Raw genomic sequence first — 26946 nt, 5'->3', positions numbered from 1 at the left:
CGGGACGGCTGATGTCGGCGTCGGGCGGCGGTCGGCCGGTAGCGGTCCGTGGGCGCTAGGTGAACGCCACCGATCCGCGGTTCCCGTCCGGCTCCAGGGCGTCCGAAACCGCCCTCACCAGCCAGGAGTTGAGCGAGACCCCGGCCACCGCGGTGGCCCGCTCGGCCGTGGGCTTGAGCGCGGCCGGGAGCCGGACGTTGATCCGCGAGGTCCTGTGGTCCTCCGGCGCCTCCGTGGCCGCCACCGGCGCCGGGCGCGGCACGGGCACGGCCGTGAGCTCCCCGGGCGCGAGATCCCGGGTGATCTCCCGCGTGGCGTCCGACAACGCGTTCAGCAGGGCGAGCCGGGTCGCCGTCTCCAGCGTCGCGGCCAGGCGCTCGGCGAGCGCCCGTGCCTCCTCGTCGCCCGCCTCGGTGGCGACCGCGAGTTCGTGCCGGAGATTGGCCACGTACGGCGTCAGGTCCATGCTGCCATCATGGCACACACGTGGCGCCACAGCGAGCCACAGTGGCACCACACCCCTTTCCGGGCTCCCCTTGCCTTCCCCCAACGCCCGTCCACGGCGCGTTTTCCCTCTTCAGGCCGACGGTAGTGCGGCGGCACGGTCCGCGACAGGTTTTGGCCCGCAGAGGCAGACCGGGGGCGCGCGGAGCCATTTCGGGGGCGTGTGCGGCCACCGCGGGGGGGCGCCGCCGCATCCGCCCGACCGGTTTCGTCCCGGCGACCAGGACACGCCCCCGGGGAATTTTCCGCCCCGCCCGCACGCTGAAAGCGGGCTCCACCGGCCGGACGATCCGGTGGAGCCCGCTTCAACACCCGCTGGCAGGGCGTACGTTGACGCCTCGCCCGACGGCACGCCACAGGCGGGCCGGCAGCGGCCTCCACGGCCGTGCCGACCCGCCTCGGGTCAGGTTTTCCGCACCAGGTCTGGCGGTGCGCCCCTTCTGGCGCTAGGGCATGTCAGCCGCGGTACTGCGGCTGCGGGTGGCGCTGCTGCGGCGGCACCTGCTCCTTGGCGGCCAGGCGCCGGGACAGCTTCTCGCCCTCGACGTCCATGTTCGGCAGCAGCCAGTCCAGCCACTTCGGCAGCCACCAGGCCGCCTTGCCGAGCAGGGCGAACAGCGCGGGCACGATCGTCATGCGGACGATGAAGGCGTCGAAGAGCACGGCGACGGCGAGACCGAAGCCGATCATCTTCACCAGGTCGTTCTCCTCCATGATGAAGCCGGAGAAGACGCTGATCATGATGATCGCGGCCGCCGTGACCACCCGGCCGCCGTACCGGAAGCCGGTCACGACCGACTCGCGCGGCTCGACACCGTGCACGAACGCCTCGCGCATCCGCGTCACCAGGAACACCTCGTAGTCCATCGCGAGGCCGAACACCACACCGATCATGAAGATCGGCATCGTGCTCATGATCGGGCTCGGCTGATCGACGCCGAAGATGTCCGCGAGCCAGCCCCACTGGAAGACCGCGACGACCGCGCCGAGCGCGGCGGCCACCGAGAGCAGGAAACCGAGCGCGGCCTTCAGCGGCACCAGGATCGAGCGGAAGACCAGCATCAGGAGCAGGAACGCCAGGCCGACGACCGTGCCCAGGTAGGGCAGGAGGGCGTCGTCGAGGGTCTTGGAGAAGTCGATGAACATGGCCGTCTGGCCGGTCAGCAGGATCTCCGGGCCGCTGTCGGCCTTGATGTCCTTCGCCGTCCCCCGCAGGCTCTTGACCAGGTCCTTGGTGGCGTCCTCCGCCGGGCCCGCCTTGGGCACGACGTTCACGATGGCGGTGTCGCCGGCCTTGTTGAGCGTGGCCGGGCCGACCGACTCGACGCCGGCCGTGCGCTCGAACCGCTTGCGGACGTCCTCGGCCTCGGTCTTGGCGTTCTTGTCCTCGATCGTCACCATCAGCGGACCGTTGAAGCCCTTGCCGAAGGACTGCGACATCATGTCGTAGGCCTTGCGCTGGGTGGTGTCGGGCGCCATGGTGCCCTCGCTCGGCAGGCCGAGCTTCATGCTCGCCGCGGGTACGGCGACGGCGCCGAGCCCCACGACCGCGAGGAGCAGCACGGCGACCGGGTGGCGCAGGATGAAGCGCGCCCAGCGGGCACCGAGGTTCGGCTGCTGCTGCTTGAGTGCCCGCGCCTCGGCCTTGCGCTGCTTCTTCTCCGAGAGCGGCTTGCCCTTGTACCGGGCGCGGTCCTTGCGGGCGAGCACCTTGATGGGCGCGAAGCCGAGGAGCGCGGGGACCAGCGTGATGGCGATGAACACGGCGATGGCGACGGTGCCCGCGGCGGCCATGCCCATCTTGGTGAGCATCGGGATGTTCACGACGGCCAGGCCGACGAGGGCGATGATGACGGTGAGTCCGGCGAAGACCACGGCCGTTCCCGCGGTGCCCACGGCCCGTCCCGCGGCGTCGTGGCGCTCTCGGCCCTCGGCGATCTCGGATCGGTAGCGGGAGACGATGAACAGGGCGTAGTCGATGCCGACCGCGAGGCCGATCATCATGGCCAGCGTCGTGGTCGTGGACGAGAGCCCGACGGTGGAGCCGATCGCGGTGATGCCGGAGATGCCGACGCCGACACCGACGAGCGCGGTGAGCAGCGGCATGCCCGCGGCGATCATCGAGCCGAAGGTGAGGATGAGGACGACCGCGGAGACGGCGATGCCGATGGCTTCGGAGGAACCGCCCACGGACTGCTCGATCTTGACGGCGTCACCGCCGGCCTCGGCCTTGAGCCCGCTCTTGCGCGCGTTCTCCAGCGTCTTGTCCAGGGCGTCGTGCGCCTTGTCGTTCACCTTGGTCTGGACGACCTTGTAGGTGGCGGACACATAGACGGTGGACTGGTCCTTGCTGACGGCGGCGCCGCCCCCGGCGTAGGGGTCACCGACGCTCGCGACCTGCGGCGACTTGCGCAGCTCGGCGACGACCTTGTTGACCTTGGCCTTCTCGCCGGCGTCGGTGATGTTCCCGCCGCCCGGTACGCGCAGGACCACACGGGCCGTGGCGCCGTCGGCGCTCGCGTCCGGGAACTTGTCCTCGAGGAGGTCGTACGCCTTCTGCGACTCCGTACCCGGCATCGAGAACGTGTCGGCGGGGGGTGTCGGCGCGGACGAGGCAGCGAAACCCACCCCGCCGAAGATCAGCACCCACAGCAGTGCCATCAAACCGCGTCGCCGGAAGGCGAAACGGCCCAGTTTGTACAGGATGGTAGCCACGGCGAAGGGGACTCCCGTCGGGTAGTCAGGAACAGGGGGACAGTGCGAGAGCCGCCGCGGCGGCTTCGGTGCGCGTCACCGCGGGTCTCGGCGGCCGAGTCGCGGCGACGGCGTGCGGCAGACAGGCGGACAGCAGGCCCGGCCCGGCCCGGGGAGGCCGAGCTCGGCGGGGAGCGAGTGCCGGATGCTCATAGCGCTACGATGGCACCATGATGGCGCCATTGCAAGCCATCGTGGCACACAAGCGGTGCCACATCCTCCTTGCCTCGCATCGCCACAGGTCCCAGCGGTGGCGGCGGGGGCGGTCGGGGGCGCGATCGGATGCCCGTTCGGGCACGCCCGGCGCCAAGGGATGGCACCACGCGCCGGGGCCTCACACCCCCGGAATCGATGCTTCACCAGGTCATCGCGGTCCGTCCGCAGCGCCACCACATTCAAGGCCGGGATGAATTGCAGTCGCTGATCTCGGCGCAAGTTCCGGCCAATGCCCGTTGCAGTCCTTCACTTCCGGAGAAACAGTCCCTTCGCATCGGCGAAGGTGCCTCAGGTGGCAGCCCTTGCGCACAGCGAAGTTCCGGCGTGTGCGAACAGGCGGGTCCCGAGGCGCAGGGATTCGGTCAGCCAGCAGGTCCGAAAGAAGTGGCGCTTGAATGGCGCCATATTTGTGCCATCATGGCGTCATGGACCTCACGCCGTACGTCGACGATTTCCGGCACGAGCTCGCAGTCGCCGCTGACACGGGCGGAGAAGAAGCGCGAGCCCTGGCCCAACGACTCACCGCCCCCCTCGAAACAGCCGCCCGGCTCACGCTGCTCAACGCGCTGTCCGCCGCCATGGGCGAGGTCACCCGCGACCTCGCGCCGGGCTGCTCGGTGGCCGTGCAACTGCGGGGCCTCGACCCCGAGTTCGTCGTGACGTCATCCCCTGCCGCGCGGCCGCGCGAGGCCGCCGAACAACACCGGGCGGAGCGGCCAGGACCGGCGTCCATGGCACCGGTGACCCCGCTGTTCGACGTCGGCCTCCCCAGCGGCCACATCCGCCTCCAGTTCGACGGCGTGAGCGGCCTCGAAGCGGCCACCGCGCTCTTCGACTGCGCGACGCCGGACCACGAGACGCTCGCCCTGCACCTGCCGAGCGACGGCAGCGTGCACGCGCTGCGCGCCGTGCTCGACGCCCTGGACGACGCGGACATCGAGGCCACCGCGCTGACCGTGCACACCTCCGGTCTCGACGACGTCTTCCACTCCCTGATCGGCGTGCCGCAGCCGGACGAGGGCCTCGCCGCCCGCAAGTCGCCGAGGCCGCGCGGACCGCGCAAGTCCCCCAAGACCCCCAGGCCCCCCAAGTCCCGCAAGGGCGACGCCGGGTGAACACCGGGCCGCACGACCGGACGGTCGCACGGCCCGCGCCCACTGTGCGCCGCGCCGGTCAGACCCAGGCGCCGATCACGCCGCCATCCCCGGCCGCCCCGCCGTGAGCAGCGGCAGCGTACGCGGCCCCGTCAGCTCCGGGTTCGCCATCAGGACGGGCGGGTTGTCCGGGTCGGTCCGCAGCTCCGGGTGGCGCTCCAGGAGGATGCCGAGCGCGATGCGCCCTTCGAGCCGCGCCAGCGGCGCCCCCAGGCAGAAGTGGATGCCCCGGCCGAACGCGATATGCGGGTTGGGATCGCGCCCCGGAACGAAGTCGTGCGGTCCGGCGAAGACCCGCTCGTCCCGGTTGGCCGCGCCGGTCCACAGCGCGAGCACCTGCCCCGCCGGCACCCGCTGCCCGCCGAGCTCCACGTCCCTGGTCGTGGCCCGGTAGAAGACCTCGAAGGGCGTCAGCAGGCGCAGCGACTCCTCGATCACGGCGGGCAGCGCCGCCGGGTCCCGCCGCAGCTCCGCCCGCCGCTCCGGGTGGGCGTCCAGGCAGAGCACCGTGTTGCCGAGCAGCATCGTGGTCGTGATGTGCCCGGCGACGAGCAGCAGTTGGGCGAAGTTGCCGAGCGCCGCCTCGCTCAGCCGCTCACCGTCGACCTCGGCCTGCACGAGCCGGGTGAGCAGGTCCTCCCGCGGCTGCCGCCTGCGGTCGTCGGCGTGCACGGCGAAGTACTCGTTCATGCGGCGGACGAGGTCGAACGCGGCGGCGATCTCGTCCCCACCGCCGTCGGTGCCACTCGCGCCCCCACTGCCACCGTCGCCGTCGGCCGTGCCCGCCGAGCCGCCCCGCGCGGTCACCTTCTCGCGCGGAAAGATCTCCTCGCTCCACTGCCGGAACAGCGGCCGGTCGCTCGCGGGGACGCCGAGGAGTTCGGCGATGACGGTCACCGGCAGCGGGTGGGCGAGGTCGTCGACGAGCTCCAGCGTGCCGCGCCCGTCCGCCTGGTCGAGCAGTTCATGGGTGAGGGCGCAGATCCGCGGCGCGAGGCCCGCCACCAGTCTGGGGGTGAAGGCCCGCCCGGCGAGCTGCCGCAGTTGCCGGTGGGCGGGCGGGTCCATCTGCGTGAGCAGACCGCTCTTCTCGTACTCGGGGGCGTCGGGGGCGATGTACGGCACTGTGTCGGACGTGTAGGCGGCGGGGTCGGAGAAGACCTCGACGGCCTCGGGGTAGCCGTAGACGTTCCAGAGTCCGGCCTGCTCGTCGAAGGCGACCGGCCGCTCCGGAGCGATGCCGCGGAGCCAGAAGTGCGCTTCGGGGGCGCCCCATTGGTCGGCGAGGACGGAGAGGGGCACAGGGCGCAGCGACTGGTAAGTCATGATATTTCACCTGTCTCAGGGCGTGCTAGGGCGCACGCGCCGCGGGTCGACGACCGCGCGGTACGAGGAAGTGCGAGGAGGTTGGGGGCGTACGCCTGGATGTGCGGAGGCGTTCAGAGGCGCACGAGGACGTACGGATCCGAGGTGCGCAAAGGCGTACGGAAGGGCGTCGGGCCCACCATCCGGCGGGCCCGCGCGGTCAGCGCGCGGGGGCGTGTGGCCGCCTGATCACGCGCCGGGGACGCGGCGAGGGCGCGGTGTCGGACACCGCGCCCTCGTTGCTCGCTTCAGGCGCCGTGATCAGGCGCGGCGTATGACGACATCGCCGCGGCTGGTGACGGCGTGGATCTCCACGGCCTCTTCGGGCAGCTCGGGGGCGTCGGAGGCGCCGAGGGAGTTGCGTACGTAGCCGACCTTGGTGTGCACGTCGAGCCAGGCGGCGGATCCTTTCCGCACGCCGATCTCGAGTTCGCCGGCGGCGGCGCGCAGTTCTACGCGGCCGCGGGTCACCTCGCCGACGCGGATGTCACCCGTGACGGCGCGCGCGGTGACGTCGTCGTGCACACGGCCGATGCTGATGTCGCCGCGGTTGACGGTGGCGCGCAGCCGGCCGGTGACTTCTTCGATGTCGGAGTCGCCGCTGGAGTTCTTCAGGGTCAGGGCGCCGTCGATCCGGCCGATGCGGATGTCTCCGGAGGCGACGCGGATGTCGGCCTCGCCGACGGCGCTGCCGACGGTGACGTCACCGAACCCGCTGTTGAGCTGGAGTCGTCCGGCTCGCTCCAGGTGGATCCTGCCGTGCCCGGTCTTGAACTCGCACTCCCCCAGCTCGCCCTCGCCGTACATGTCGGCCATGACGGCGTCGCCCGTGAGGCTCGACCCCGCGGGCAGTTCGACCGAGACGTCGACGGAGCCGCCGGAGCCGAAGAGGCTGCGCCTGCGCGGGGCCCTGATGAGCAGCCTGCCCTGGCCGTACTCGACGCGGGTCTGCTCGGCGGCGGAGCGGTCGTTCTGGCTCAGCCCGTTGCTCGGGGTCACCTCGACGACGGTTTCGGTGCCCGTGCCCGCGGTCAGGCGCAGGACGCCAGCGGAGAGCTGCAGGGAGACAGCGATGGGTGCGGGGGTGTCGAAGGTTGGCATGGCTGCCCCGTCCTCGTGGATCTGTCGGGCGTCCCCGCTGGTGGGACGGCGTTGGGAGGGTGACTCATCTGTGCGGGCGGCCGTCAGCCGACCCAGCCGGTGTAGCTCTGGCCCCGGCTGGCGGCGGCCGGGGCGCCGGGCGCCGGAGCGACGGCGTACTCCTCGGGCTCCAGCGCGGCCGATATCGCCCGCACGAGCCAGGCGTTGAGCGAGAGCCCCTCCTGTGCCGCCGCGTGCTCGGCCCGCGTCTTCAGGCCGGAGGGCAGGCGGAGGTTGATCCTGACGGTGGCGCGGTGGTCCTCGCCGGGCGGCGGGGCCGGGGGCGGCACCCGGACCGCGAACGGCTCCGGCGTGTGCCGCCCGGGTCCCGGGCGGCCAGAGCTGCCAGAGCTGCCGGACCAGTCGGCGACCGGGGCCGGCGTCACCACGAACTCGGGGTCGCGGCCGCGCAGCCGTACGTCGACGGAGCCCGGCGCCAGTTCGCCGGTGATCTCGCCCGCCGCGTCCGACAGCGCGCGCAGCAGCGTGAGCCGGGTCGCCGACTCGAGCTGCGCGGTGAGGCGCTCGGCCGTCGCCTGCGCGTCCGCGCCGTCCGCCTGGGCTGCCACGGACAGCTCCCGGCGGAGGTGGTCGACGTACGGCGTGAGATCCATGACGCCACTATGGCATCACGATGGCGCCATTGCAAGCCGAGCTGGCTCAGGGGTGGCGCAGTCCGGCGGGCCGGGCGGCGCCAGTGGATCCCTCCGGAGGGGGTGGGTCAGCCATTCGGCGGCGAGAACCGGCCACGGGTCGACTGTGACGCCCGGCGTGTCGCTGCCCGAGGGAGACCCGAACAGCCCTGCGCAGTCGGGGAGTTCAGAGGCTGCGCCACTCCTCCCCCACGAACACAGACGGCCCGTCCCGCTGCTCGTGCGAAGCGAAGCAGCGGGACGGGCCACAACCGGAAGGCCGCCCACCGGTTGGTGGACGGCCCGTTCGGTCATCGCGCGGTCGGGGTCAGGCGTCGACCTCCTGCCGCACCCGGTCGAGGACACCGGGCAGCGCGCGCAGGAACGCGGCCACCTCGTCCTCGCCGAGGATCAGCGGCGGCGCGAGCCGGATCGTGTCCGGCAGGGCCGCGTTCACCAGGAGGCCCGCGTCCTGGGCCGCCTGCTGCACGCGCGCGGCACACGGCTCGGTGAGCACGATGCCGAGGAGCAGCCCGGCGCCACGGACCCGGTCGACCAGCGGGTGCGCGAGCGCCTCGACGCCCTGCCGCAGCGCCTCGCCCTGCCGCTTGACGTGGTCGAGGAGACCGTCGCCGTGGATCGTGTCCAGCACGGCGAGCGCCGCGGCGCAGGAGACCGGGTTGCCGCCGAAGGTGGTGCCGTGCGCGCCGGGCGACATCAGCTCGGCGGCCGGGCCGAAGGCCAGGGTCGCGCCGATGGGCATGCCGCCGCCGAGGCCCTTGGCGAGGGTGAGGACGTCCGGCTCGATGCCGTGCGCCTGGTGCTCGAACCAGTGGCCGGTGCGGCCGATGCCGGTCTGCACCTCGTCCAGGACGAGCAGCGCGCCGACGGCGCGGGTGATCTCGCGGGCCGCGGCCAGATAGCCGGGGGGCGGTACGACGACGCCGTTCTCGCCCTGGATCGGCTCGATGACGACGATCGCGGTGTCGGTGTCGACGGCCGCGTGCAGCGCCTTGGCGTCGCCGAACGGGACGTGCGTGACGTCACCGGGCAGCGGCTCGAACGCGGCGCGCTTGGCGGGCTGGCCGGTCAGCGCGAGGGAGCCCATGGTGCGGCCGTGGAAGCCGCCCTGGGTGGCGACCATGCGGCGGCGGCCGGTCAGCCGGCCGATCTTGAAGGCCGCCTCGTTGGCCTCCGCCCCGGAGTTGGAGAAGAAGACCCGGCCCGGACGCCCGGTAAGGCGCAGCAGGCGCTCGGCGAGCCGCACCGGCGGCTCGGCGATGAACAGGTTCGACACATGGCCGAGCTGCCCGATCTGCTCGCTGACGGCGCGTACGACGGCGGGGTGCGCGGTGCCCAGCGAGTTGACGGCGATGCCCCCGAGGAAGTCGAGGTACTTCTTGCCGTCCGCGTCCCAGAACGCGGCGCCCTCACCGCGTACCAGCGGCACCCGCGGCGTGCCGTAGTTGTCCATCAAGGACGCCTGCCAGCGCTCGGTGAGCTTGGTGTTCCCGCGCTCCCCCACGGCGTCGTCCGCGTCCCCCGCGGAGCCCGCTGTGTCTGTGGCGCCCGTGGCGTCCGTGTGCTCGCTCATCGCATCCCCTCCCTGGCGGCCGCGCTCATCGCAACCCCTCTTCCACGTCCCCGTTCATCGCAGATCATCCTCGATGTCCGGCATGACCAGCGTGCCGATCTCCTCGCGCGTGAACATCTCGAGCAGCACCGAGTGCTGGACCCGTCCGTCGATGACGCGCGCGCTGCCCACGCCGTTGCGGACCGCGTACAGGCAGCCCGCCATCTTGGGGACCATGCCGTCGGCCAGCTCCGGAAGGATCTTCTCCAGTTCGCTGGCGCTGAGCCTGCTGATGACCTCGTCGCTGTGCGGCCAGTCCGCGTACAGGCCCTCGACGTCGGTGAGGAAGACCAGCGTGTGCGCGTTCAGGGCGCCTGCGATGGCGGCGGCCGCGGTGTCGGCGTTCACGTTGTAGACGTGGTCGTCGTCGACGCTGCGGGCCACCGGCGAGATGACCGGGATACGGCCGTCCGCGAGCAGCGCCTCGACGGCGCCGGGGTTCACCCCGGCGATCTCGCCGACCCGGCCGATGTCGACCTTCTCGCCCTCCTCGTCCTCGGGCCAGTGCTTGGTCGCGGTGATGGTGTCCGCGTCCTCACCGGTGAGGCCGACGGCGAGCGGTCCGTGCTGGTTGATGAGGCCGACGAGCTCGCGCTGCACCTGTCCTGCGAGCACCATCCGGACCACGTTCATGGCCTCGGGCGAGGTGACCCTGAGGCCCGCCTTGAACTCGCTGTCGATGCCGTGCAGTTGGAGGGCGGCGCTGATCTGCGGGCCGCCGCCGTGCACCACGACGGGCTTGAGGCCCGCGTGCCGCAGAAAGACGATGTCGTGGGCGAAGGCCGCCTTCAACTCGTCGTCGATCATGGCGTTGCCGCCGAACTTGATGACGCAGATCTTGCCCTGGTGGCGGTTGAGCCACGGCAGCGCGTCCATCACGGACTGCGCCTTGACCAGTGCGGGATGCTCCTGCGTGCTGATCCTCATGACGAGTACGCGCTGTTCTCGTGGACGTACTCGGACGTCAGGTCGTTGGCCCACAGCGTGGCCGCCTGGCCGCCGGCCGCCAGGTCCGCGGTGATGACGACCTCGCGGCCGCGCATGTCGACCGACTGCCGGTCCGCGCCGATCGCGCCGTCCTTGCAGACCCAGACGCCGTTGATGGCGACGTTCACGCGGTCCGGCTCGAAGGCGGCGGAGGTGGTGCCGATGGCGGAGAGCACCCGGCCCCAGTTGGGGTCCTCGCCGTGGATGGCGCACTTCAGGAGGTTGTTGCGGGCGATGGAGCGCCCGGCCTCCACGGCGTCGTCCTCGGAGGCTGCGTTCACGACGTCGATGCGGATGTCTTTCGAGGCGCCCTCCGCGTCACCGATGAGCTGGCGCGCGAGGTCCTCGCACACGGCGCGGACGGCGTCGGCGAACTCGGCGTACTCCGGGGTCGTGCCGGAGGCGCCGGAGGAGAGCAGCAGCACCGTGTCGTTGGTGGACATGCAGCCGTCGGAGTCGACGCGGTCGAAGGTCACGCGGGTCGCCGCGCGCAGCGCCTTGTCCAGGTCGCCGGCGGGCAGGTCGGCGTCCGTGGTGAGGACGACCAGCATCGTGGCGAGGCCGGGGGCGAGCATGCCCGCGCCCTTGGCCATGCCGCCGACCGTCCAGCCCGCGCCCTCGACGACCGACGTCTTGTGCACGCTGTCCGTCGTCTTGATGGCGATGGCCGCCTTCTCGCCGCCGTCCGTGGAGAGTTCGGCCACGGCGGCCTCGACTCCGGGAAGCAGCTTGTCCATCGGCAGGCGCGTGCCGATCAGGCCCGTGGAGGCCACGGCGACCTCGCCGGAGCGGTGCCCCTCCAGGCTCGCGGCCACCTTCTCGGCGGTGGCCCGGGTGTCCTGGAAGCCCTCCGGTCCCGTGCAGGCGTTGGCGCCGCCGGAGTTGAGGACGACGGCGCTCACCGCGCCCACCCTCAGGACCTGTTCACTCCAGACCACGGGAGCTGCCTTCACTCGATTCGAGGTGAAGACGCCCGCCGCACACCGGCGCGGGCCGTTGTTCACGACCAGTGCCACGTCCGGATTTCCATTGCTCTTTATTCCGGCCGCGACGCCTGCGGCCGAAAAACCTTGTGCTGCCGTGACGCTCATGGCGCTACTACTCCTATAGTGGAAGTTCCCAGTTGCCCGGGAAGGCCGAGGGGGACCACCGACAATGACATGGCCCGAGCCGCCCCATTCCTCGATTCTGACGACAGAGTGCGTCAAGTCGAAAGCCCTCTGCCAGCCCTTTCCTGTTGAACGCCCACATCGCTGATTTGGCAGCTCACCGATGTGCCGCCGGGACCGCCCGATGTGACGGCCCGACAACCCGCAACAAACTACAGGCGATTCGGGCTTTCGGCACCGGGCTGTCCTGTCCACGGGACAGACGGCCACTGTGACCGACTGTTCCGCGGACCTAATGCATGACCGCGGAACGGGAAGCCGGAACCCAACACCCGGAAATCTTCACGGGATTTTGTTGTTCCTGACCAATTGCCGAAGCGTGGCCGGGCCTGGACGCCGGGCCCGAAGTCGGCCGACAATGACCAGGCTGGCGCACCTGTGCCATGCTCGACCGGGCCGCCGGCCGGATTCTTGAAATGGAGTGGACGATGAGCAGCAACCCGTTCGACGACGCGGATGGCCAGTTCTACGTTGTGGTGAACGACGAGGAGCAGCACTCCCTGTGGCCTTCGTTCACCGAGGTCCCCGCCGGCTGGCGGGTGGCGTTCGGCGAGGCCTCCCGCCAGGACTGCCTGGAGTACGTGGAGCAGAACTGGACCGACCTGCGGCCCAAGAGCCTGCGCGACGCGATGGCCGCGGACCAGGCCGCGTGACGCGGGCGCGCCCCTGAGCGCGCCGAAAGGGTGGGCCCCGGTGCTGGAAAGCACCGGGGCCCACCCTTGTTTCCGCCGCGTCCGCCGCGTCCACTGCTGACGCTGCCGCCGCACGCGCGATGCGTACGCGCACAGGCGAACGGCCCGTCAGCGGGGGCTTGACGGGCCGTTCGGTACGGGGGGTGGCTCAGACCTTCTCGCCGGCGCCGCGTCGCTCGACGATCGAGTCGACGATCTCGCCGCTGCGTACGGCGATGTTCGACAGCAGCGACGAGGTCAGGCCGTGCGTGTGCTCGGTGCCGCCCTGGAGGTAGATGCCGCAGGACAGCTCGCCGGAGGTGACGACGCGGTAGTCGCGCTCCACACGGTGGCGGCCCTCCTCGTCTCGCTGGCAGAACTTGTCCAGGTCGCCGAGGAGCGAGGTGGCGTCCAGGGTGCTGTAGCCGGTCGCGAAGACGAGCGCGTCGACGTCCATCTCCTGCTCGCTCTCGCCGTCCAGGAGCGAGTGCAGGACGACACGGGTGTCGCTGCCGGACCGCTTCACTTCCTTGACGCGGGTCAGGTTCAGGAAGTGCAGGCGCTGCTCGCCCGCGACCTCTTCCTCGTAGCTGCGGCGGAACAGCTCACGGATCACGTCGTCGTCGACGACGGAGTAGTTCGTGTTCTTGTGGTAGCGCCAGAAGGCGTCCCGCGTCTTCTCGGTGCCGAAGTAGTAGTGGTCGACCGCGTCGGCGTCGAACACCTGGTTGGCGAAGGGCGTGTCGTCCGCGACGGAGTATCCGTACGAGGGCAGGATCGCGGAGACCTGGGCCTGCGGGAGCATGTCGTGCAGGTACTTGGTGATCTCGGCGGCGCTCTGCCCTGCACCGACGACCGCCACGTTCTTCAGGTCCTCGGGGTTCATCTGGCCGTACTTCGCCAGGAACTCCGAGCTGTGCCAGACGCGCTCGTCGCGCTCCATGCCGTCGGGCATGCGCGGCACGAGGCCGGTGGAGACGGTGATGTTGCGCGCCTTCACCTCGCGGGCGGCGCCGCTGACGGTGTCCTTGACCACGATCACCAGGTGCTGCTCGACGCCGTCGGCGGCCTCGACGAGGCGGACTTCGGTGACCTCCGAGTTGTACGTGACGCGGTCCCTGACACCCGCCTCCGCCCACTCCAGGTACTGGTGGAACTCCTGGCGGGTCGGGAAGAAGTCCTGGTTGTTCACGAACTGCGCGAGGCGGTTCGACTCGTGCAGGTACGAGACGAAGCTGAACCGGGACAGCGGATTGCGGAAGGTGGCGAGGTCCTTCAGGAACGAGATCTGCATCGTCGCCTGCGGCAGCAGCATGTTGCGGTGCCACCCGAACCGCGGCTGTCGCTCGAAGAACGCGGCCCGGACGGGCCGTTCCGAGGTATTGGCCTCGTGTTCCTCCAGAGCGATGGCGAGTGACAGGTTGGACGGGCCGAACCCGATGCCAACGATGTCGTATATCTCGTGTTCACGCGTACCCATAGATAATCTCCCGCTGGTGTAGCTTCGACAGGGACTTCCGCATCCTCGACGAGGTAATTGCGGTTACCCAAGAGGACCTTGGTCGGAAATGCTGCGGTCGGAAATGCTGCCAACTCTGGTCTGACGTGCGGCTGATGGTCTCGAACATCTCGACCGGTGGTCCGGGAGACACGCATTAAGTATTGCGCTGGAGAACACCGCCACGCCAACTTAGAGGGGCCGGACGGACCTTTCAAGAGGACCCGACCGCACGACCTGCCGGGCACCGCTGTCCTGCCGACAGGACAGCCATGCCGCTCGTCCGCATTTTCTGGTTGTGCCTCGCAAAGCGCTGGTAGCGTCGGCGACTTGGCACCATACCGTGAGTGAGATTAACGAAAGGGTGAACTCCGGATGTTCGTTCCGAGCCAGTACCGTCAGCCGGACAGTTCGTGGATGCTGGACCTGATCCACGGCAATCCGTTGGCGCTGTTTGTGAGCAACGGAAGTACCGAAGCGGGGCCGTTCGCCACGCATCTGCCGGTGATTCAGGATCCGGACTGGACCGGTGAATGGTCCGACGACCTCTCCGGCGGCCGGCTGCTCGGTCATATGAACCGGGCGAACCCGCATTGGAAGGCCCTCGAATCGGGCACCATGAATCTCCTGACGTTCACGGGCCCGCACGGTTATGTGTCACCGACGGTGTATCAGACCACGCCGGCCGCGCCGACGTGGAACTTCACCTCGGTGCATGTGCACGGAGTCGTGGAGAAGATCGAGGGGATAGAGAACACGCTGGAGGTCGTGAAGGCCACCGTGCGTGCCTACGAGGGTGCCTTCGGCGCGGGCTGGGACATGTCGGAGTCGCTCGACTACTTCCGCAAGATCGTGCCCGCCGTCGGCGCCTTCCACTTCCGGGTGACCGGCGCCGAGGGCATGTTCAAGCTCAGCCAAGAGCAGCCGGACGAGGTCCAGGAGCGCGTGCAGGAGTCCTTCGGCGGCCGTGAGTGCACGCGGTACCAGGCCGCGGCGCAGCTCATGAGCAAGCTTCCCTGACCCTGCTCGGTACTGACCTCCCCGGTCGGCACCGCACAGTTCCAGCTCCATCAGCATCGCAACGGCCGGTCCGCCGGCCGCCCGACGGACCCTCAACACCCTTCTCGCTCACGGGATTTCGAGGGTCCGGCGGGCGGCCGGCGGCCGCTGCTCGATGTGCGCGCAGGCACGCGCCCACGTGCCGACGCGCAGAACCCGCACCCTTGTGTCCGGATGCGGGCCCTGTGCGTCGAATGTCCGTCCGCCGAGGTCAACTGCCCTGACCTCGGCGGACGTTGTGCATCGAGTGGAACTTTCCGGCGGACCGCTCCGCCAGGATCAGGCGCTGATGCCCGCCTGTTCGCGCTCTGCTTCCTCGTCCTCGACGAGCGCACGCTCGGCAGCGTTGTCGAGGGTCGCGAGCACCCACTGCTCGAAGTCGATGCCGGACTGCTCGGCGGCCTTGTGCCACCACTGGAGCCTGCTGCCGGGGACGGCGAGCCGTCGCATCGTCTCGGGCGTCTGTGTTCCGTCGCGCGCCTCGTCCTCACGGGCGACGCGGATGGCGCTGCGCAGCTGCTTGGTGGTCCACTGCATCTGCTCGGCCCGGTCGAGCCAGAGCTCCTGCTCGTCGATGGGCAGCGAGGCCAGCTCGGCGTGGTGCTGGAAGCTCAGCGCCGCGCGTCGTCGGGTGAAGTCGAACCGCCGGGAGACCCAGGCGTAGTTCCGCAGGGTCTGGTACTGCAGCCCGGCCGCGCGAATCCCGCGCTGATAGCGGTCGGTGTAGTGGTCCTTTCCGTATACCAGCCAGTCCCCGAGCCACCAGGAAGAGGAGTTGACGATTCCGGAAAGCTGGCGTCCAGCCCGCTCCCAGTCCTCGAAGGTGAGACCGGCCGGCATCTGCAGGCCCACCTTCGTCGTCAGCACCTGGCCACGACGCTCGTCCACTCCGGTCCTGCGCTGCCGCGGAACCGCGCTCGCGTTTCTACGGAAGAGCACAACCTTCGAGTCCTCGAGGTCGCTGACCTGGTTCGTCATCATGCCTCCATGTGAATGAACATCGAACGGACGCGGACGCAACGGTCCGCATCCGAACGGGAAAATGCCATGCGGGTATGGCAGCCGTGTCCTGATCCATCACGGATCGGTCGCCTTCGCGCAGCGCGAGGCACAGGCTGTCAATCAATCACAGCCGATCGGCCGGATGAGGGCTCAACCGAGCCACTCGCCGAATCGGGTCGTCAGAGTTCCGTCAACTCACAGCTGGATCCGACGGCGTGGCCACACGCGGGTACGCCGTCGGGCCGCCCTCACCGCTCGAGGGGGCCGCCGGCACAGAGCACAGGCAGGTCCGGCCGTTCGGCGCGGTCCTCAGGACCACGCGGAAGGCATTCAGTCGGCATGTGTGCGGATACGTACATCAACTACTCGCCCCGTTCAACTACTCGCCCCGTTCGCCTCGACCACGACCCCCGCGTCATCGGGACGGCCGACGTGTCCCCCATCGGTACCGATGACCCGGTTTCGCAGTGGTCTCTTCCAAAGGCCTACCCGAGTAGAACCCGGAGCCTGTTGGAGATTCAAGGAAGAGGCCGTCGCTCGTCGCGACTTTTCGAAGTTCGAACAAGATAGCCCAGCATCGCTATCCGTGTCCTGGTGTGACGCAGCTCTCTCCAGGACCGGTTCGGCGGGGGCTTTACCGATCAACTTCCGCCAGCACGGGCAGGAATTGAGCCAACTGTACCGCGAAGCGAAACAGTTGCAGACGAGAAGGGGACGTAGAGAAGACGGGGGGCCTTCGTTGAGCTTGCGGGGCGGCGTTCCGCGGTGAATGGTGATGGTCCGTCACCATTGGCACCTATTAGCCGAATCGCCGGGCCGCTAGGCAACACTAGCATTTTCCATACGGACTTTTAACGCCAATACGAGCCATGATTCCCGCGATGTGGCCGAAGGGCACCCCTGGACAAGTCCCCGGACCTCTATACGGAGTTCGGGTCGAGCCGAGGAGCAGGAGGTGCGGGCGGGGACGAGGGCGGTACCGGAGGGGCGCGAGGGCATCCGTGACGCCCGGGAGGAACCTGCCGGACGCGGGGCCGGAGCGGCTCCGGACGGAGCGATTCCGTGGACAGCTACCCGGAATCTGGAATTCCCGATCCTCCTCGCGGAAGTTTTCCGGCAGTTGGCCGGGTTCCGGAGACACCCGTTCCGGGTCCCACGCCCCGATCCGGCGCGCAATCCCGGTTTGCTGCCGTGGTTGCCACATCAGTCACGCCCGCAGCAAGATGGTGCGACGCGCTCTCGGATCCTAGACTCAACGCTCGGCAACCGCCGCTCAGGGACGTCCGGGAGGGATCGCAGCATGGTTGTGCCCTGCGCATTGCCAACATCGACTCCGGTCAGCGAGGTGCCCGAAACCCATCTCGCGTCGCCTTTCGGTGACTTCACCGACCAGGTCTTCCAGAATCTGCGCCGGGCGGACCAGCGCAGATGGGCGGGGGCCTATCTGGCGGGGCTGCTCATCACTCCCGGCAAGAAGTCCGTGCGCCGCCTCGCCGGCGCCGTGTCGGCGTCGCCCACCGCGGTGCAGTCCCTGCGCCAGTTCGTGAGCCTGAGCCCTTGGGACTGGGACCCCGTCATGCGCGAGCTCACCCGCTGGGCGCAGGGCCACGGCCGGGTCTCGACCTGGGCGATCGGCCGCGCGGTGCTGCCCAAGCGCGGCGACCGGTCCGTGGGCGTGCACCGATACTTCGATCCCTCCTCCGGCCGCACCCTCAACTGCCAGCTGGGCCTGGGCGCGTTCCTGGGCATCGGCGCCCTCCAGGTCCCGGTCGACTGGCGGCTGCTGCTCCCGGCCCCCTGGACCGAGGACACCCAGCTCCGCCGCCGCGCCCGCATACCCGACGAGATCGACCACCGGCCGCTGTGGGCCCAGGCCCTGGACCTGGTCGACACCCTGGAGGCCCGCACCGCGCCCACCTCCGCGCCCGTCGTCGCCGACATGAGCGACGACCCGGACGTGGCCCTCTTCCTGCGCGGACTCAGCCAGCGTGCGCGGGACTTCGTGGTCGCCGTCCCCCAGCATCTGAAGGTGCTGCCCGTCGGCGAGCGCACGCCGGGCGCCCCCGAGCCGGTCAGCGCGCGGACCCACATCTCCTCGGGCAACATCGACTCCGTCCTCGTCACCGCGCCGGACGGGCGCCAGCAGCACACCCAGGTGCGGTCCGTCCTGGTCCGGCTCCCCGGAGCCCGGCCGGGAGCGACGCCCGAATATCCCTACCGTGTATTCACCGAGGTACTGCCGGAAGGCCGCCCGGGAGCGATGTGGCTCACGAGCCTCACTCATCAGCGACTCGACAACGTTGCCTCACTGGCCACCCACCGCACCGGGACCACCACCGCGGTCGCGGGCATGGAACGCCACTTCGGTCTCCTGGACTTCGAGGGCCGTTCTTTTCCCGGCTGGTATCACCACATGACACTCGTTTCCGCGGCGTACACCTATCAGCGGCTCACCCACCGACCTGTTCCCCGGCATATGCCATGCTGCCCGGCACCCTTTCCCCGGAATAGTCAGGGACAACTGCACCTGGTCTGAAGAAATTCTATTGGCCACTACACCCAAAGTAGAGCCGGGACGTGATTCCCGCGCGCGGCGGCTGAATCGAAGATATTGACCAGAAGTCAGGCCGGGCTCCGGCCCGGACTTCAACCCGGGCTCCGCCCCGGGCGCCAACTCGACGCCGTACGGCATCAACTCGGCACCACACAACGGGAGTTGCCAGATGACTTCCGCATCGGCAAAACTGCATTCCTCCGGGTGTCGCCCGCTTGGAATTGCGACGCCGGAAGGGTGCGACCCTGGAGACCGCCGGGGGAGGTCGGTCTCCAGGGCCGCGGGATCGGTACCGATGCGCGGCAGCACATCGGCCCGAAGCTCAGGCCGCCGGGCGCGCGGGGCGCGTCCGGCGGGCGGTCAGGCCCGGTGAACGGCGACGTCGCCGACCGAGGTGCCGGCCCGCACCTCGACCGTCTCGTCGAGGGGCCCGGGTCCTTCGGCCGCCGTCATCAAGTTGTGTACGTTGCCCGCGTGCGACCACACGTCGAGCAGTGCGGCGGTGCCCGCGCCGATGCCGACGTCGAGCCGTCCTGCCGAGGTGCCGAGCACGACCGAGCCGCGCACCACCTCGCCGATCCGGATGTCGCCGTTGGCCGTCCTCGCCGCGACCGCCGTGTGCGCCTTCTCCACGGAGATCGCTCCGTTGGCCGCGTTCAGCCGCAGCTCGCCGGTCACCTCACCGACCCAGCTGTCGCCGTTCAGGTTCCTGATGACGGCGGGGCCCGTCACCTCGCGGATCCGCACCGAGCCCGTCCCGGTCGTGAGGTCGGCCGAGCCCTCGACGCGATCCACGGCGATGTCCCCCACCGCACTGGCCAGGACGAGCGAGCCGGTCCGCGCGAGCCGGATGTCCCCGGCCGACGTCTTGAACCGGCACGCGCCGAGCCGCCCGGTGACCCGGAGCGCCATGATGTCCGCGCTGCCCCGAAGGGTCGAGCCGGACGGCAGTCCGATCGTGACGGTCACGGATCCCACCCGGCCGAAGGGGGCGCGGTGCCGCGGCGCCTTCACCAGGAGCCGGCCGTCCGCGCACTCGACGCGGGTCCGCTCGGCCGCCCTGACGTCCGCGTCCTGCCCCGGATCGCTCGGGCTCACCTCGACGACGGTGTCGGTGCGGGCACCCGCTTCGATACGGGCGTCGCCGATCACGAGGTCGATCGTGACCGAGATCGGTTGTGGTGTCTCAAAAACGGGCATGGCTGACCTCCCTCTGGACCGGCTGGGCGTACCGCTGCGTGCTCATTGTTCCGCTGTCACTTCACCTTGTTCTGCTGTCAGTTCACCCTGTTCTGCTGTCACTTCACCCTGTTCCGCTGTCAGTTCACCCAGCCCGTGTAGCGCTGGGCACCGCCGGGAGCTCCGCGCGGGGTGCGCCGATCCGTGCGGCGGCCGCGGTCGTCGAACTCGAGCATCGCGGAGACGGCGCGGACCAGCCAGGCGTTGACCGAGAGCCGCTCCCGGCCCGCGGCCTCCTCTATGCGGGTCTTGAGATGCTCCGGCGGCCGGAAGTTGATGCGGGATGTCGCACCCTCCTCCCCGTTCACCGTCACTGGCGCCAGTGACACCAGTGATGGCGCCACTCCGTTGTGCCCGTGGTCGAAGTCGTGGTCCACGACGTCGTCGAACGGCTGCTCCGGCGGGGGCAGCGTCACGACGAACGTGGGGTCGAGGCCGCGCAGCCTTATCTCCACCGAGCCCGGGGCCAGGTCGCGGGTGATCTCGTCCGCGGCGGCCGACAGTGCGTCGAGGAGGGTGAGCCGGACGGCGGAAGCGAGCGGCGTGACGAGGCGTTCGGCGAGTTCACGGGTCTCCTCGTCCCCCGACTCCACTGCGACCGACAGCTCCTGGCGCAGGTTGTCGACGTACCGCGTGAGTTCCATGGCGCCATAGTCGCACCACTCTGGCGCCACGCGCAAGCTTTCGAGTGCCACTCTCTCGGGCGGTGGTGCCAGATGCCGCCACCAGAGGGCCGTCGACTGGATCCGGCCACCGCCGCGCCCACCGGGCCCGGAAGTTTCGTTCAGAGCCTTGACGAACTACCGGGGCCCTCGCAGCATGCAAATCAACTCTCCAACCACGCAAGAAACCCACGCATCTTCGCAATATTCAGATCATCGCGCGTCCGGCGCGCGCCTTGCCTGACACACCCCACGCACGTCAGGAAGGAAGAGCCCCATGCCAAGACGCCCCCGTCCAGGGAACAGAGCCCTGCTGGCGCCGGCCCTCGCCGTGGCCGCGGCAGGCCTCGCCCTGCCCGCCCGCGGCGCCCCGCAGGACATACCTCCCGCCGACTACCAGCAGGTCCAACTCGCCCAGGGTCCGGCCGAGTTGGGCGAGGCCATGTCGCTCGCCGTGCTGCCCGACCGGTCCGTCCTGCACACCGCGCGGGACGGCACGATCCGGCTGACCGACAGCGCCGGCAACACCAGGACCGCAGGGAAACTCGACGTCTACACCCACGACGAGGAGGGGCTCCAGGGCATCGCCGCGGACCCGTCCTTCGCCACCAACCGCTACGTGTACGTCTACTACTCACCGAAGCTCGACACCCCGCCGGGCGACGCGCCGGTCAACGGCTCCCCCGCCGACTTCGAGCGCTTCAAGGGCCACCTGAACCTCTCCCGGTTCGTCCTCAAGGCCGACGGCACGCTCGACGCGGCCGGCGAGAAGGTCGTCCTCGAAGTCCCCAACGACCGCGGCCAGTGCTGCCACGTCGGCGGCGACATCGACTTCGACAGCAAGGGCAATCTGCTCCTGACCACCGGCGACGACACCAACCCCTTCGAGTCCCAGGGCTACGCGCCGCTCGACGAACGCGCCGACCGCAATCCCCAGTTCGACGCCCAGCGCACCTCGGCCAACACCGCCGACCTGCGCGGCAAGCTGCTGCGCATCAAGCCGACAGCGGCCGGCGGCTACACCGTCCCCGACGGCAACCTCTTCGCCCCCGGCACGGCCCGCACCCGGCCCGAGATCTACGCCATGGGCTTCCGCAACCCGTTCCGCATGCAGGTCGACCGGGCCACCGACATCGTCTACGTCGGCGACTACGGCCCCGACGCGGGCGCGTCCGCCGCCGACCGCGGCCCGAGCGGCCAGGTCGAGTTCGACCGCGTCACGGGCCCCGGCAACTACGGCTGGCCGTACTGCACGGGCACCAACACCGACGCGGAGACCTACCGCGCGTACACCTTCCCCGGCGGCCCCTCCGGCGACCGCTACGACTGCGCGGGCGGGCCGGTCAACGACTCCCCGCGCAACACCGGCCTCGCCAAGTTGCCCGCGGCGAAGCCGAGTTGGATCCGCTACGGCGGGGACGCGGGCTCGCCGCCCGAGTTCGGGGGCGGCTCCGAGTCGCCGATGGGCGGGCCCGTCTACCGCTTCGACGCCGCGCTCGACTCGAAGGTGAAGTTCCCGAAGTCGCTCGACGGGCGGTTCTTCGCGGGCGAGTACGGCCGCAAGTGGATCAAGGCGATCGAGGTCAAGGGCGACGGCTCCCCCGGCGTCATCGAGAGCTTCCCCTGGACCGGCACCCAGGTCATGGACTCCGCGTTCGGCCCGGACGGCGCGCTGTACGTCCTCGACTACGGCACGGGCAGCGGCAACCAGGCCCTGTACCGCGTCGAGTACCTGGCAGGCAGCAACCGCAGCCCCGTCGCGAAGGCCGCCGCCGACCGCACCTCCGGCCAGACCCCGCTGACCGTCGCCTTCTCCTCCGCGGGCAGCGCCGACCCCGAGGGCGGCGCCCTCACCTACGCCTGGGACTTCGGCGACGGCGCCACCTCCACCTCGGCGAACCCCACGCACACGTACACGGCGAAGGGCACCTTCACGCCGACGCTCAAGGTGACCGACCCCGAAGGCCTGACCGCGACCGCGAGCCTGGTGGTCACCGCGGGCAACACCGCGCCGACCGTGACCCTCGAACAGCCCCAGCACGGCGCCCTGTTCGGCTTCGGCGACAAGGTTCCCTTCGCCGTCAAGGTCAGCGACCCCGAGGACGGCTCCGTCGACTGCTCCAAGGTGAAGGTCACGTACGCGCTCGGGCACGACAGCCACCAGCACGCGATCACGTCGCGGTACGGCTGCACCGGCACCATCGACGTGCCCACCGACGGCGAGCACGACGCCGCCGCCAATCTGTACGGCGTGTTCGACGCCGAGTACACCGACAAGGGCGGCCTGACCACGCACAGCACCCGGACCCTGCAGCCGCGTCACCGCCAGGCCGAGCACTTCGGGGCACAGTCCGGCATCCAGATCGCGGGCCACGGCAACGCCGAGGGCGGCAACACCGTCGGCTTCACCGACGACGGCGACTGGGTCTCCTTCGAGCCGTACGCGCTCGGCAACGCCAAGACCTTCACGGCGCGCGTCGCGTCGGGCGGGGCGGGCGGCACCCTCGAGGTCCGCGCGGGCTCGGCCACCGGCACCCGGCTCGCCGCGCTCACCGTGCCGGTCACGGGCGGCTGGGAGAACTACCAGGACGTGACGGGCACGCTCGGCGGCGCCCCGGCGGGCACCACCACGCTCTTCCTGGTCTTCAAGGGCCCTTCGGGGCAGGGCAACCTCTTCGATGTCGACTCCTTCACGATCGGAACCTGACATGAGCCGACGACACCACTCCGTACGACGGCCGCTGCGGCTGCCCTTGCGTCTGCGGGTCGCGCTCCCCGGCATCACGGCGGCCCTGACCGCGCTCGCCCTCGGCGGCGCACTCACCGTCCCGACGGCACAGGCCGACGCGGCACCCGGGGCGGCACCGCCCCGGGCCGCCGCCCCTTCGGAGAGCGTGCACCTCTTCTACTACCCCTGGTACGGAACGCCCGCCACCAGCGGCGACTGGCGGCACTGGCAGCAGGGCGGGCACACCCCGCCCGAGGACATCGGCGCCGACTTCTACCCCTCGCTCGGCCCCTACGACTCCGGCGACTTCGCGTCGACCGTGGACCAGCACATGCGGTGGATCCAGCGGTCGGGGGCGGGCGTCATCGTCTTCAGCTGGTGGGGCCGGGGCGGCCAGGAGGACCGGCTCGCGCGGGGCGTCCTGGACGCGGCGGCCCGCGCGGGCATCGAGGTCGCCTGGCACATCGAGCCCTACCAGGGCCGCACCCCGGCGTCGGTCGCCGCCGACGTCGCGTACCTCAACTCCCAGTACGGGGCCCATCCGGCGTTCCACCGCTCCTCGGAGCACGGCGGCAAGCCCGCGTTCTACGTCTTCGAGAGCCTGCGCTCCACCGACTGGTCGGCCCTCGACGCGGTGACCGGCGACAACATAGTCCTCGCCCAGACCACCGACACCACCAAGATCGCGCACTTCTCGGGGATGTACACGTACGACGGCATCGCGGGCGCCACCGCCCCCGGCTGGAAGCAGGCCGGGGACTACGCCAAGGCGCACGGTCTGATCTGGTCGCCTTCGGTGGCGCCGGGCTACATCGACGACCGCGCGGTGCCCGGCAACACCACGCCGACGCTCGGCAGGGCGGGCGGGGCCACGTACGACAAGGAGTGGTCGAACGCCCTGGATCCGGCCATCGGGGGCTCGCCGACCTGGGTCTCGGTGACGTCGTTCAACGAGTGGCACGAGGGCAGCACCGTCGAACCGGCCGACGCGAGCCCGCCGCCGGGGCACGGCTACCAGACGTACGAAGGCGCGTACGGAACCTCGGGAGCCGCCTCGGAGACGGCGTATCTCGACCGGACCGCGTACTGGGCCGAGCGCTTCGAGAAGGCCCGTGCCAGGCCCAACAACAGCCCCGACGGCGCAGGAAGGCACACACGATGATCCACAAGCATCTGCGGCGCGCGCTGTTCACCGGCGTCCCCGTCGCCGCGCTGCTCGCCGCGGGCCTGCTGCCCGCCACCGCGACGGCCGCCGACCGGCCCCCGCCCGGTGAGCGGGCGCCGTCGTCCGTGCAGGACGCGAAGGAGGGCCGGGGCGCGGCGCTCCCGTACGTCGAGTACGAGGCGGAGTCCGGGACGTACAAGGGCACTCTCCTGGAGGCCGACGCCAAGCGGACGTTCGGGCACACGAACTTCGGGAGCGAGTCGTCCGGGCGGAAGTCGGTGCGGCTCGACGCGACCGGTGACCATGTGGAGTTCACGTCGACCGCGTCCACGAACTCGATCGTGGTCCGCAACTCCATCCCGGACGCGCCCGGCGGGGGCGGCATCGACGCGACCCTGAGCCTGTACGCCGACGGGAAGTTCGTCCAGAAGCTGGACCTGTCCTCCAGGCACAGCTGGCTGTACGGGAACACCGACGACCCCGAGGGCCTCACCAACACGCCGCGCGGTGACGCGCGGAGGCTGTTCGACGAGTCGCACGCGCTGCTGGCGTCGAGCTATCCGAAGGGCACCAAGTTCCGGCTCCAGCGCGACGGCGGCGACTCCGCGTCGTTCTACGTCGTCGACCTGATCGACCTGGAGCAGGTCGCGCCACCGGCGCAGAAACCGGCCGAATGCACCTCGATCACCGAGTACGGGGCGGTGCCCGACGACGGCAAGGACGACACGAAGGCGCTCCAGGACGCCGTCACCGCCGACCAGAACGGCACCATCGCGTGCGTGTGGATCCCGGCGGGCCGCTGGCGCCAGGAGCAGAAGATCCTCACCGACGACCCGCTGGACCGCGGCCAGTACAACCAGGTCGGCATCCGTGACGTGACCGTCCGCGGCGCCGGGATGTGGCACTCACAGCTCTACACCACGACCGAGCCGCAGCACGCGGGCGGCATCAACCATCCGCACGAGGGCAACTTCGGCTTCGACGTCGACCACAACGTCAAGATCTCCGACATCGCGATCCTCGGCTCGGGCCGCATCCGCGGCGGGGACGGCGGCGCCGAGGGCGGCGTGGGCCTCAACGGCCGGTTCGGCAAGGGCACCGAGATCTCCCGGGTGTGGATCGAGCACGCCAACGTCGGCGTCTGGGTCGGCCGCGACTACGACAACATCCCCGCGCTGTGGGGACCCGGCGACGGCGTCAGGTTCAGCGGCATGCGGGTGCGCGACACGTACGCCGACGGCATCAACTTCACCAACGGGACCCGCAATTCGACGGTCACCGACTCGTCGTTCCGCACCACGGGCGACGACGCGCTCGCCGTGTGGGCCAACCGCTACGTCAAGGACCCGGCCCAGGACATCGGCCACGACAACGCGTTCGTGAACAACACGATCCAGCTGCCGTGGCGGGCCAACGGCATCGCCGTGTACGGCGGTTACGGCAACCGGATCGAGAACAACGCGATCGCCGACACGGCGAACTACCCCGGCATCATGCTGGCCACCGACCACGATCCGCTGCCGTTCTCCGGCCGGACCCTCATCAGCGGCAACGAACTGTTCCGCTGCGGCGGCGCGTTCTGGGGCGAGGCGCAGGAGTTCGGCGCCATCACGCTGTTCGCGGCGGGCCGGGACATCCCCGGTGTCACCATCCAGGACACCGACATCCACGACTCGACGTACGACGGCATCCAGTTCAAGTCGGGCGGCGGCGCCGTACCGGACGTGGCGATCACGGACGTCACGATCGACAGGTCCAACAACGGCTCCGGCATCCTCGCCCACGGCGGGGCGCGGGGCAGCGCGACGCTCTCGCGCGTGACCATCACCGGATCGGCGGAGGGCGACGTCGTGGTCGAGCCGGGATCACAGTTCAGGATCACGGGTGGCCCGGCGGGCTGAGGCCAACTCGTGGCGGGAATGAGCCGACTCGCTTACGCTCGCCGCAACAGGCGCACCACACTGGAACTCCACGACCAAGGGTCGAGCGACGAGGAGTTGGTGAGATGTCCACGCAGTCCCCCGCGGGATCCGCCGAGGCCACCCGGGGTGTGATCGACGCCTATCTGGCCCGGCTCGACGAGCGGGATCTGGACGGGGCGGTGCGGCTGTTCTCGGACGACGCGGAGTGGGTGGCTCCCGGCTCCCCGGCCGTACCGTGGTCGGGGAACCGGACCGGGCAGGCGGGGGTCAAGGAGTTCTTCACCCTGCTCCACGAGTATCTGCGGCCCGAGGAGTTCACCGTCACGCACATCGTCGTCGACGGCGAGCAGGGGGTGATCATCGGGCACCTGAGGGACACCGTGAAGGCCAACGGCAAGCCGCTGACCACGCCCTTCGCCGCGCACCTCACGGTCGTCGGCGGCCAGGTCAAGCGCTACCACCTCTTCGAGGACACCTATGCCCTGCACCGCGCCGCGACCGGCGGCTGACCGATGACGCCCCCCGACGGCATCCCGTCCCACCCGGCGGTACACGCCTTCGTCGAGGCCGTCAACGCCCATGACCCGCAAGCCCTTTGGGCCGTCCTCGCCAAGGACGCCACCGTGATCGACGTGGGAACCGAGCGCGACCTCCACGCGTGGGTGGAAAGGGAACTCCTCACGTCGAACGCGCGCATGGAGGTGGTGCGGGAGTCGTCCGACGGCCTGTCGGTCGGGGCCCGCTTCCACAACGACATCTGGGGCGACATCGACACCGCGTGGGAGTTCTCCGTGTCCGACGGCGTCATCCGCCGCTTCGTCACCGGCCCGGGCTGAGCGTCGGCCGGCCGCCGGAAGGGGAAGAAGGAAGGGCACGGAAGAAGGACACCCAG

General features: G+C 70.2%; 20 protein-coding genes and 1 pseudogene. 9 read left to right on the top strand and 12 right to left on the bottom strand.

The features are described from left to right. Positions 1 to 55: 55 nt before the first annotated feature. Together IEY91_RS05355 and IEY91_RS05350 are read right to left on the bottom strand one after the other, a co-directional pair. A complete protein-coding gene (locus tag IEY91_RS05355) occupies positions 56 to 466 on the bottom strand; it encodes a hypothetical protein (RefSeq protein ID WP_189173050.1) in 411 nt (136 codons plus the stop codon). 494 nt (positions 467 to 960) lie between these two features. Next, the gene (locus tag IEY91_RS05350) at positions 961 to 3219 is read right to left on the bottom strand and encodes an MMPL family transporter (RefSeq protein WP_189173049.1); all 2259 of its coding nucleotides are present in this window, start codon (positions 3217 to 3219) and stop codon (positions 961 to 963) included. Positions 3220 to 3899: 680 nt separating this feature from the next. Between IEY91_RS05350 and IEY91_RS05345 the strand changes: the two are divergent. Then, positions 3900 to 4226, top strand: a pseudogene (locus IEY91_RS05345) (hypothetical protein); the annotation flags it as partial. Between the two features lie 438 nt (positions 4227 to 4664). On the opposite strand, the gene IEY91_RS42295 reads toward IEY91_RS05345, so the two are convergent. The 6 genes from IEY91_RS42295 to argJ all read right to left on the bottom strand — a co-directional run bounded on the left by IEY91_RS42295 (position 4665) and on the right by argJ (position 11476). Next, the gene (locus IEY91_RS42295; protein WP_189173048.1) at positions 4665 to 5954 is read right to left on the bottom strand and encodes a cytochrome P450; all 1290 of its coding nucleotides are present in this window, start codon (positions 5952 to 5954) and stop codon (positions 4665 to 4667) included. A gap of 300 nt (positions 5955 to 6254) precedes the next feature. Then, positions 6255 to 7094 carry a DUF4097 family beta strand repeat-containing protein gene (locus tag IEY91_RS05335; protein WP_164318213.1) on the bottom strand — a complete coding sequence of 280 codons (840 nt, stop codon included), beginning with the start codon at positions 7092 to 7094 and terminating at the stop codon, positions 6255 to 6257. A gap of 83 nt (positions 7095 to 7177) precedes the next feature. Further along, complete coding sequence (locus tag IEY91_RS05330; protein WP_189173047.1) at positions 7178 to 7747, bottom strand: toxin-antitoxin system HicB family antitoxin; 570 nt, start codon at positions 7745 to 7747, stop codon at positions 7178 to 7180. A gap of 346 nt (positions 7748 to 8093) precedes the next feature. After that, complete coding sequence (locus IEY91_RS05325) at positions 8094 to 9359, bottom strand: acetylornithine transaminase (RefSeq protein WP_189173046.1); 1266 nt, start codon at positions 9357 to 9359, stop codon at positions 8094 to 8096. A 54-nt stretch (positions 9360 to 9413) separates the two neighbouring features. Next, on the bottom strand, positions 9414 to 10325 hold the full coding sequence (argB, locus tag IEY91_RS05320) for an acetylglutamate kinase (protein WP_189173045.1): 912 nt from the start codon (positions 10323 to 10325) through the stop codon (positions 9414 to 9416). Continuing rightward, complete coding sequence (gene argJ, locus IEY91_RS05315) at positions 10322 to 11476, bottom strand: bifunctional glutamate N-acetyltransferase/amino-acid acetyltransferase ArgJ (protein ID WP_189173044.1); 1155 nt, start codon at positions 11474 to 11476, stop codon at positions 10322 to 10324. The genes argB and argJ overlap by 4 nt, the downstream gene beginning before the upstream one ends. Positions 11477 to 11982: 506 nt before the next feature. Between argJ and IEY91_RS05310 the strand changes: the two genes are divergently transcribed. Then, positions 11983 to 12207 (top strand): MbtH family protein, encoded by a 225-nt coding sequence (locus tag IEY91_RS05310; protein ID WP_164318223.1) that lies wholly within the window; start codon positions 11983 to 11985, stop codon positions 12205 to 12207. Between the two features lie 187 nt (positions 12208 to 12394). Here IEY91_RS05310 and IEY91_RS05305 read toward each other — a convergent pair whose 3' ends face one another. Continuing rightward, complete coding sequence (locus IEY91_RS05305) at positions 12395 to 13705, bottom strand: lysine N(6)-hydroxylase/L-ornithine N(5)-oxygenase family protein (RefSeq protein ID WP_189173043.1); 1311 nt, start codon at positions 13703 to 13705, stop codon at positions 12395 to 12397. A 393-nt stretch (positions 13706 to 14098) separates the two neighbouring features. Between IEY91_RS05305 and IEY91_RS05300 the strand changes: the two genes are divergently transcribed. Next, positions 14099 to 14743 carry an FMN-binding negative transcriptional regulator gene (locus IEY91_RS05300; RefSeq protein ID WP_164318227.1) on the top strand — a complete coding sequence of 215 codons (645 nt, stop codon included), beginning with the start codon at positions 14099 to 14101 and terminating at the stop codon, positions 14741 to 14743. A 318-nt stretch (positions 14744 to 15061) separates the two neighbouring features. Here the strand turns inward: IEY91_RS05300 and IEY91_RS05295 are convergent, their stop codons facing one another. Further along, on the bottom strand, positions 15062 to 15763 hold the full coding sequence (locus tag IEY91_RS05295) for an LmbU family transcriptional regulator (protein WP_164318229.1): 702 nt from the start codon (positions 15761 to 15763) through the stop codon (positions 15062 to 15064). Between the two features lie 1321 nt (positions 15764 to 17084). Between IEY91_RS05295 and IEY91_RS05290 the strand changes: the two genes are divergently transcribed. Further along, positions 17085 to 18320, top strand: a complete 1236-nt coding sequence (locus IEY91_RS05290; RefSeq protein WP_444545464.1) for an IS701 family transposase — start codon at positions 17085 to 17087, stop codon at positions 18318 to 18320. A 378-nt stretch (positions 18321 to 18698) separates the two neighbouring features. Here the strand turns inward: IEY91_RS05290 and IEY91_RS05285 are convergent, their stop codons facing one another. Continuing rightward, the gene (locus IEY91_RS05285) at positions 18699 to 19538 is read right to left on the bottom strand and encodes a DUF4097 family beta strand repeat-containing protein (protein WP_189173041.1); all 840 of its coding nucleotides are present in this window, start codon (positions 19536 to 19538) and stop codon (positions 18699 to 18701) included. 119 nt (positions 19539 to 19657) lie between these two features. Continuing rightward, positions 19658 to 20221 (bottom strand): hypothetical protein, encoded by a 564-nt coding sequence (locus IEY91_RS05280; RefSeq protein WP_164318235.1) that lies wholly within the window; start codon positions 20219 to 20221, stop codon positions 19658 to 19660. Between the two features lie 295 nt (positions 20222 to 20516). Here IEY91_RS05280 and IEY91_RS05275 point away from each other — a divergent pair, with 295 nt between their 5' ends. The 5 genes from IEY91_RS05275 (at position 20517) to IEY91_RS05255 (ending at position 26890) form a co-directional block, all read left to right on the top strand. Beyond that, on the top strand, positions 20517 to 22946 hold the full coding sequence (locus tag IEY91_RS05275) for a PQQ-dependent sugar dehydrogenase (RefSeq protein ID WP_189173040.1): 2430 nt from the start codon (positions 20517 to 20519) through the stop codon (positions 22944 to 22946). Between the two features lies 1 nt (position 22947). Further along, entirely contained in the window at positions 22948 to 24129 is a 1182-nt protein-coding gene (locus IEY91_RS05270) for a glycoside hydrolase family 99 protein (RefSeq protein ID WP_229696714.1), read from the top strand. Further along, the gene (locus tag IEY91_RS05265) at positions 24126 to 26033 is read left to right on the top strand and encodes a glycosyl hydrolase family 28-related protein (protein ID WP_189173038.1); all 1908 of its coding nucleotides are present in this window, start codon (positions 24126 to 24128) and stop codon (positions 26031 to 26033) included. Before IEY91_RS05270 ends, IEY91_RS05265 begins: the two co-directional genes overlap by 4 nt. Before the next feature lie 104 nt (positions 26034 to 26137). Further along, complete coding sequence (locus tag IEY91_RS05260; RefSeq protein WP_164318243.1) at positions 26138 to 26563, top strand: nuclear transport factor 2 family protein; 426 nt, start codon at positions 26138 to 26140, stop codon at positions 26561 to 26563. 3 nt (positions 26564 to 26566) lie between these two features. Continuing rightward, positions 26567 to 26890 carry a nuclear transport factor 2 family protein gene (locus IEY91_RS05255; protein WP_189173037.1) on the top strand — a complete coding sequence of 108 codons (324 nt, stop codon included), beginning with the start codon at positions 26567 to 26569 and terminating at the stop codon, positions 26888 to 26890. Positions 26891 to 26946: the final 56 nt, after the last annotated feature.

It is taken from the genome of Streptomyces lasiicapitis, from assembly GCF_014646335.1.
In the GTDB taxonomy this organism is placed as follows: Bacteria; Actinomycetota; Actinomycetes; order Streptomycetales; family Streptomycetaceae; genus Streptomyces; species Streptomyces lasiicapitis.
Note: the sequence above shows the minus strand (reverse complement) of the source record. Positions and strands in the feature narration are given on the sequence as shown.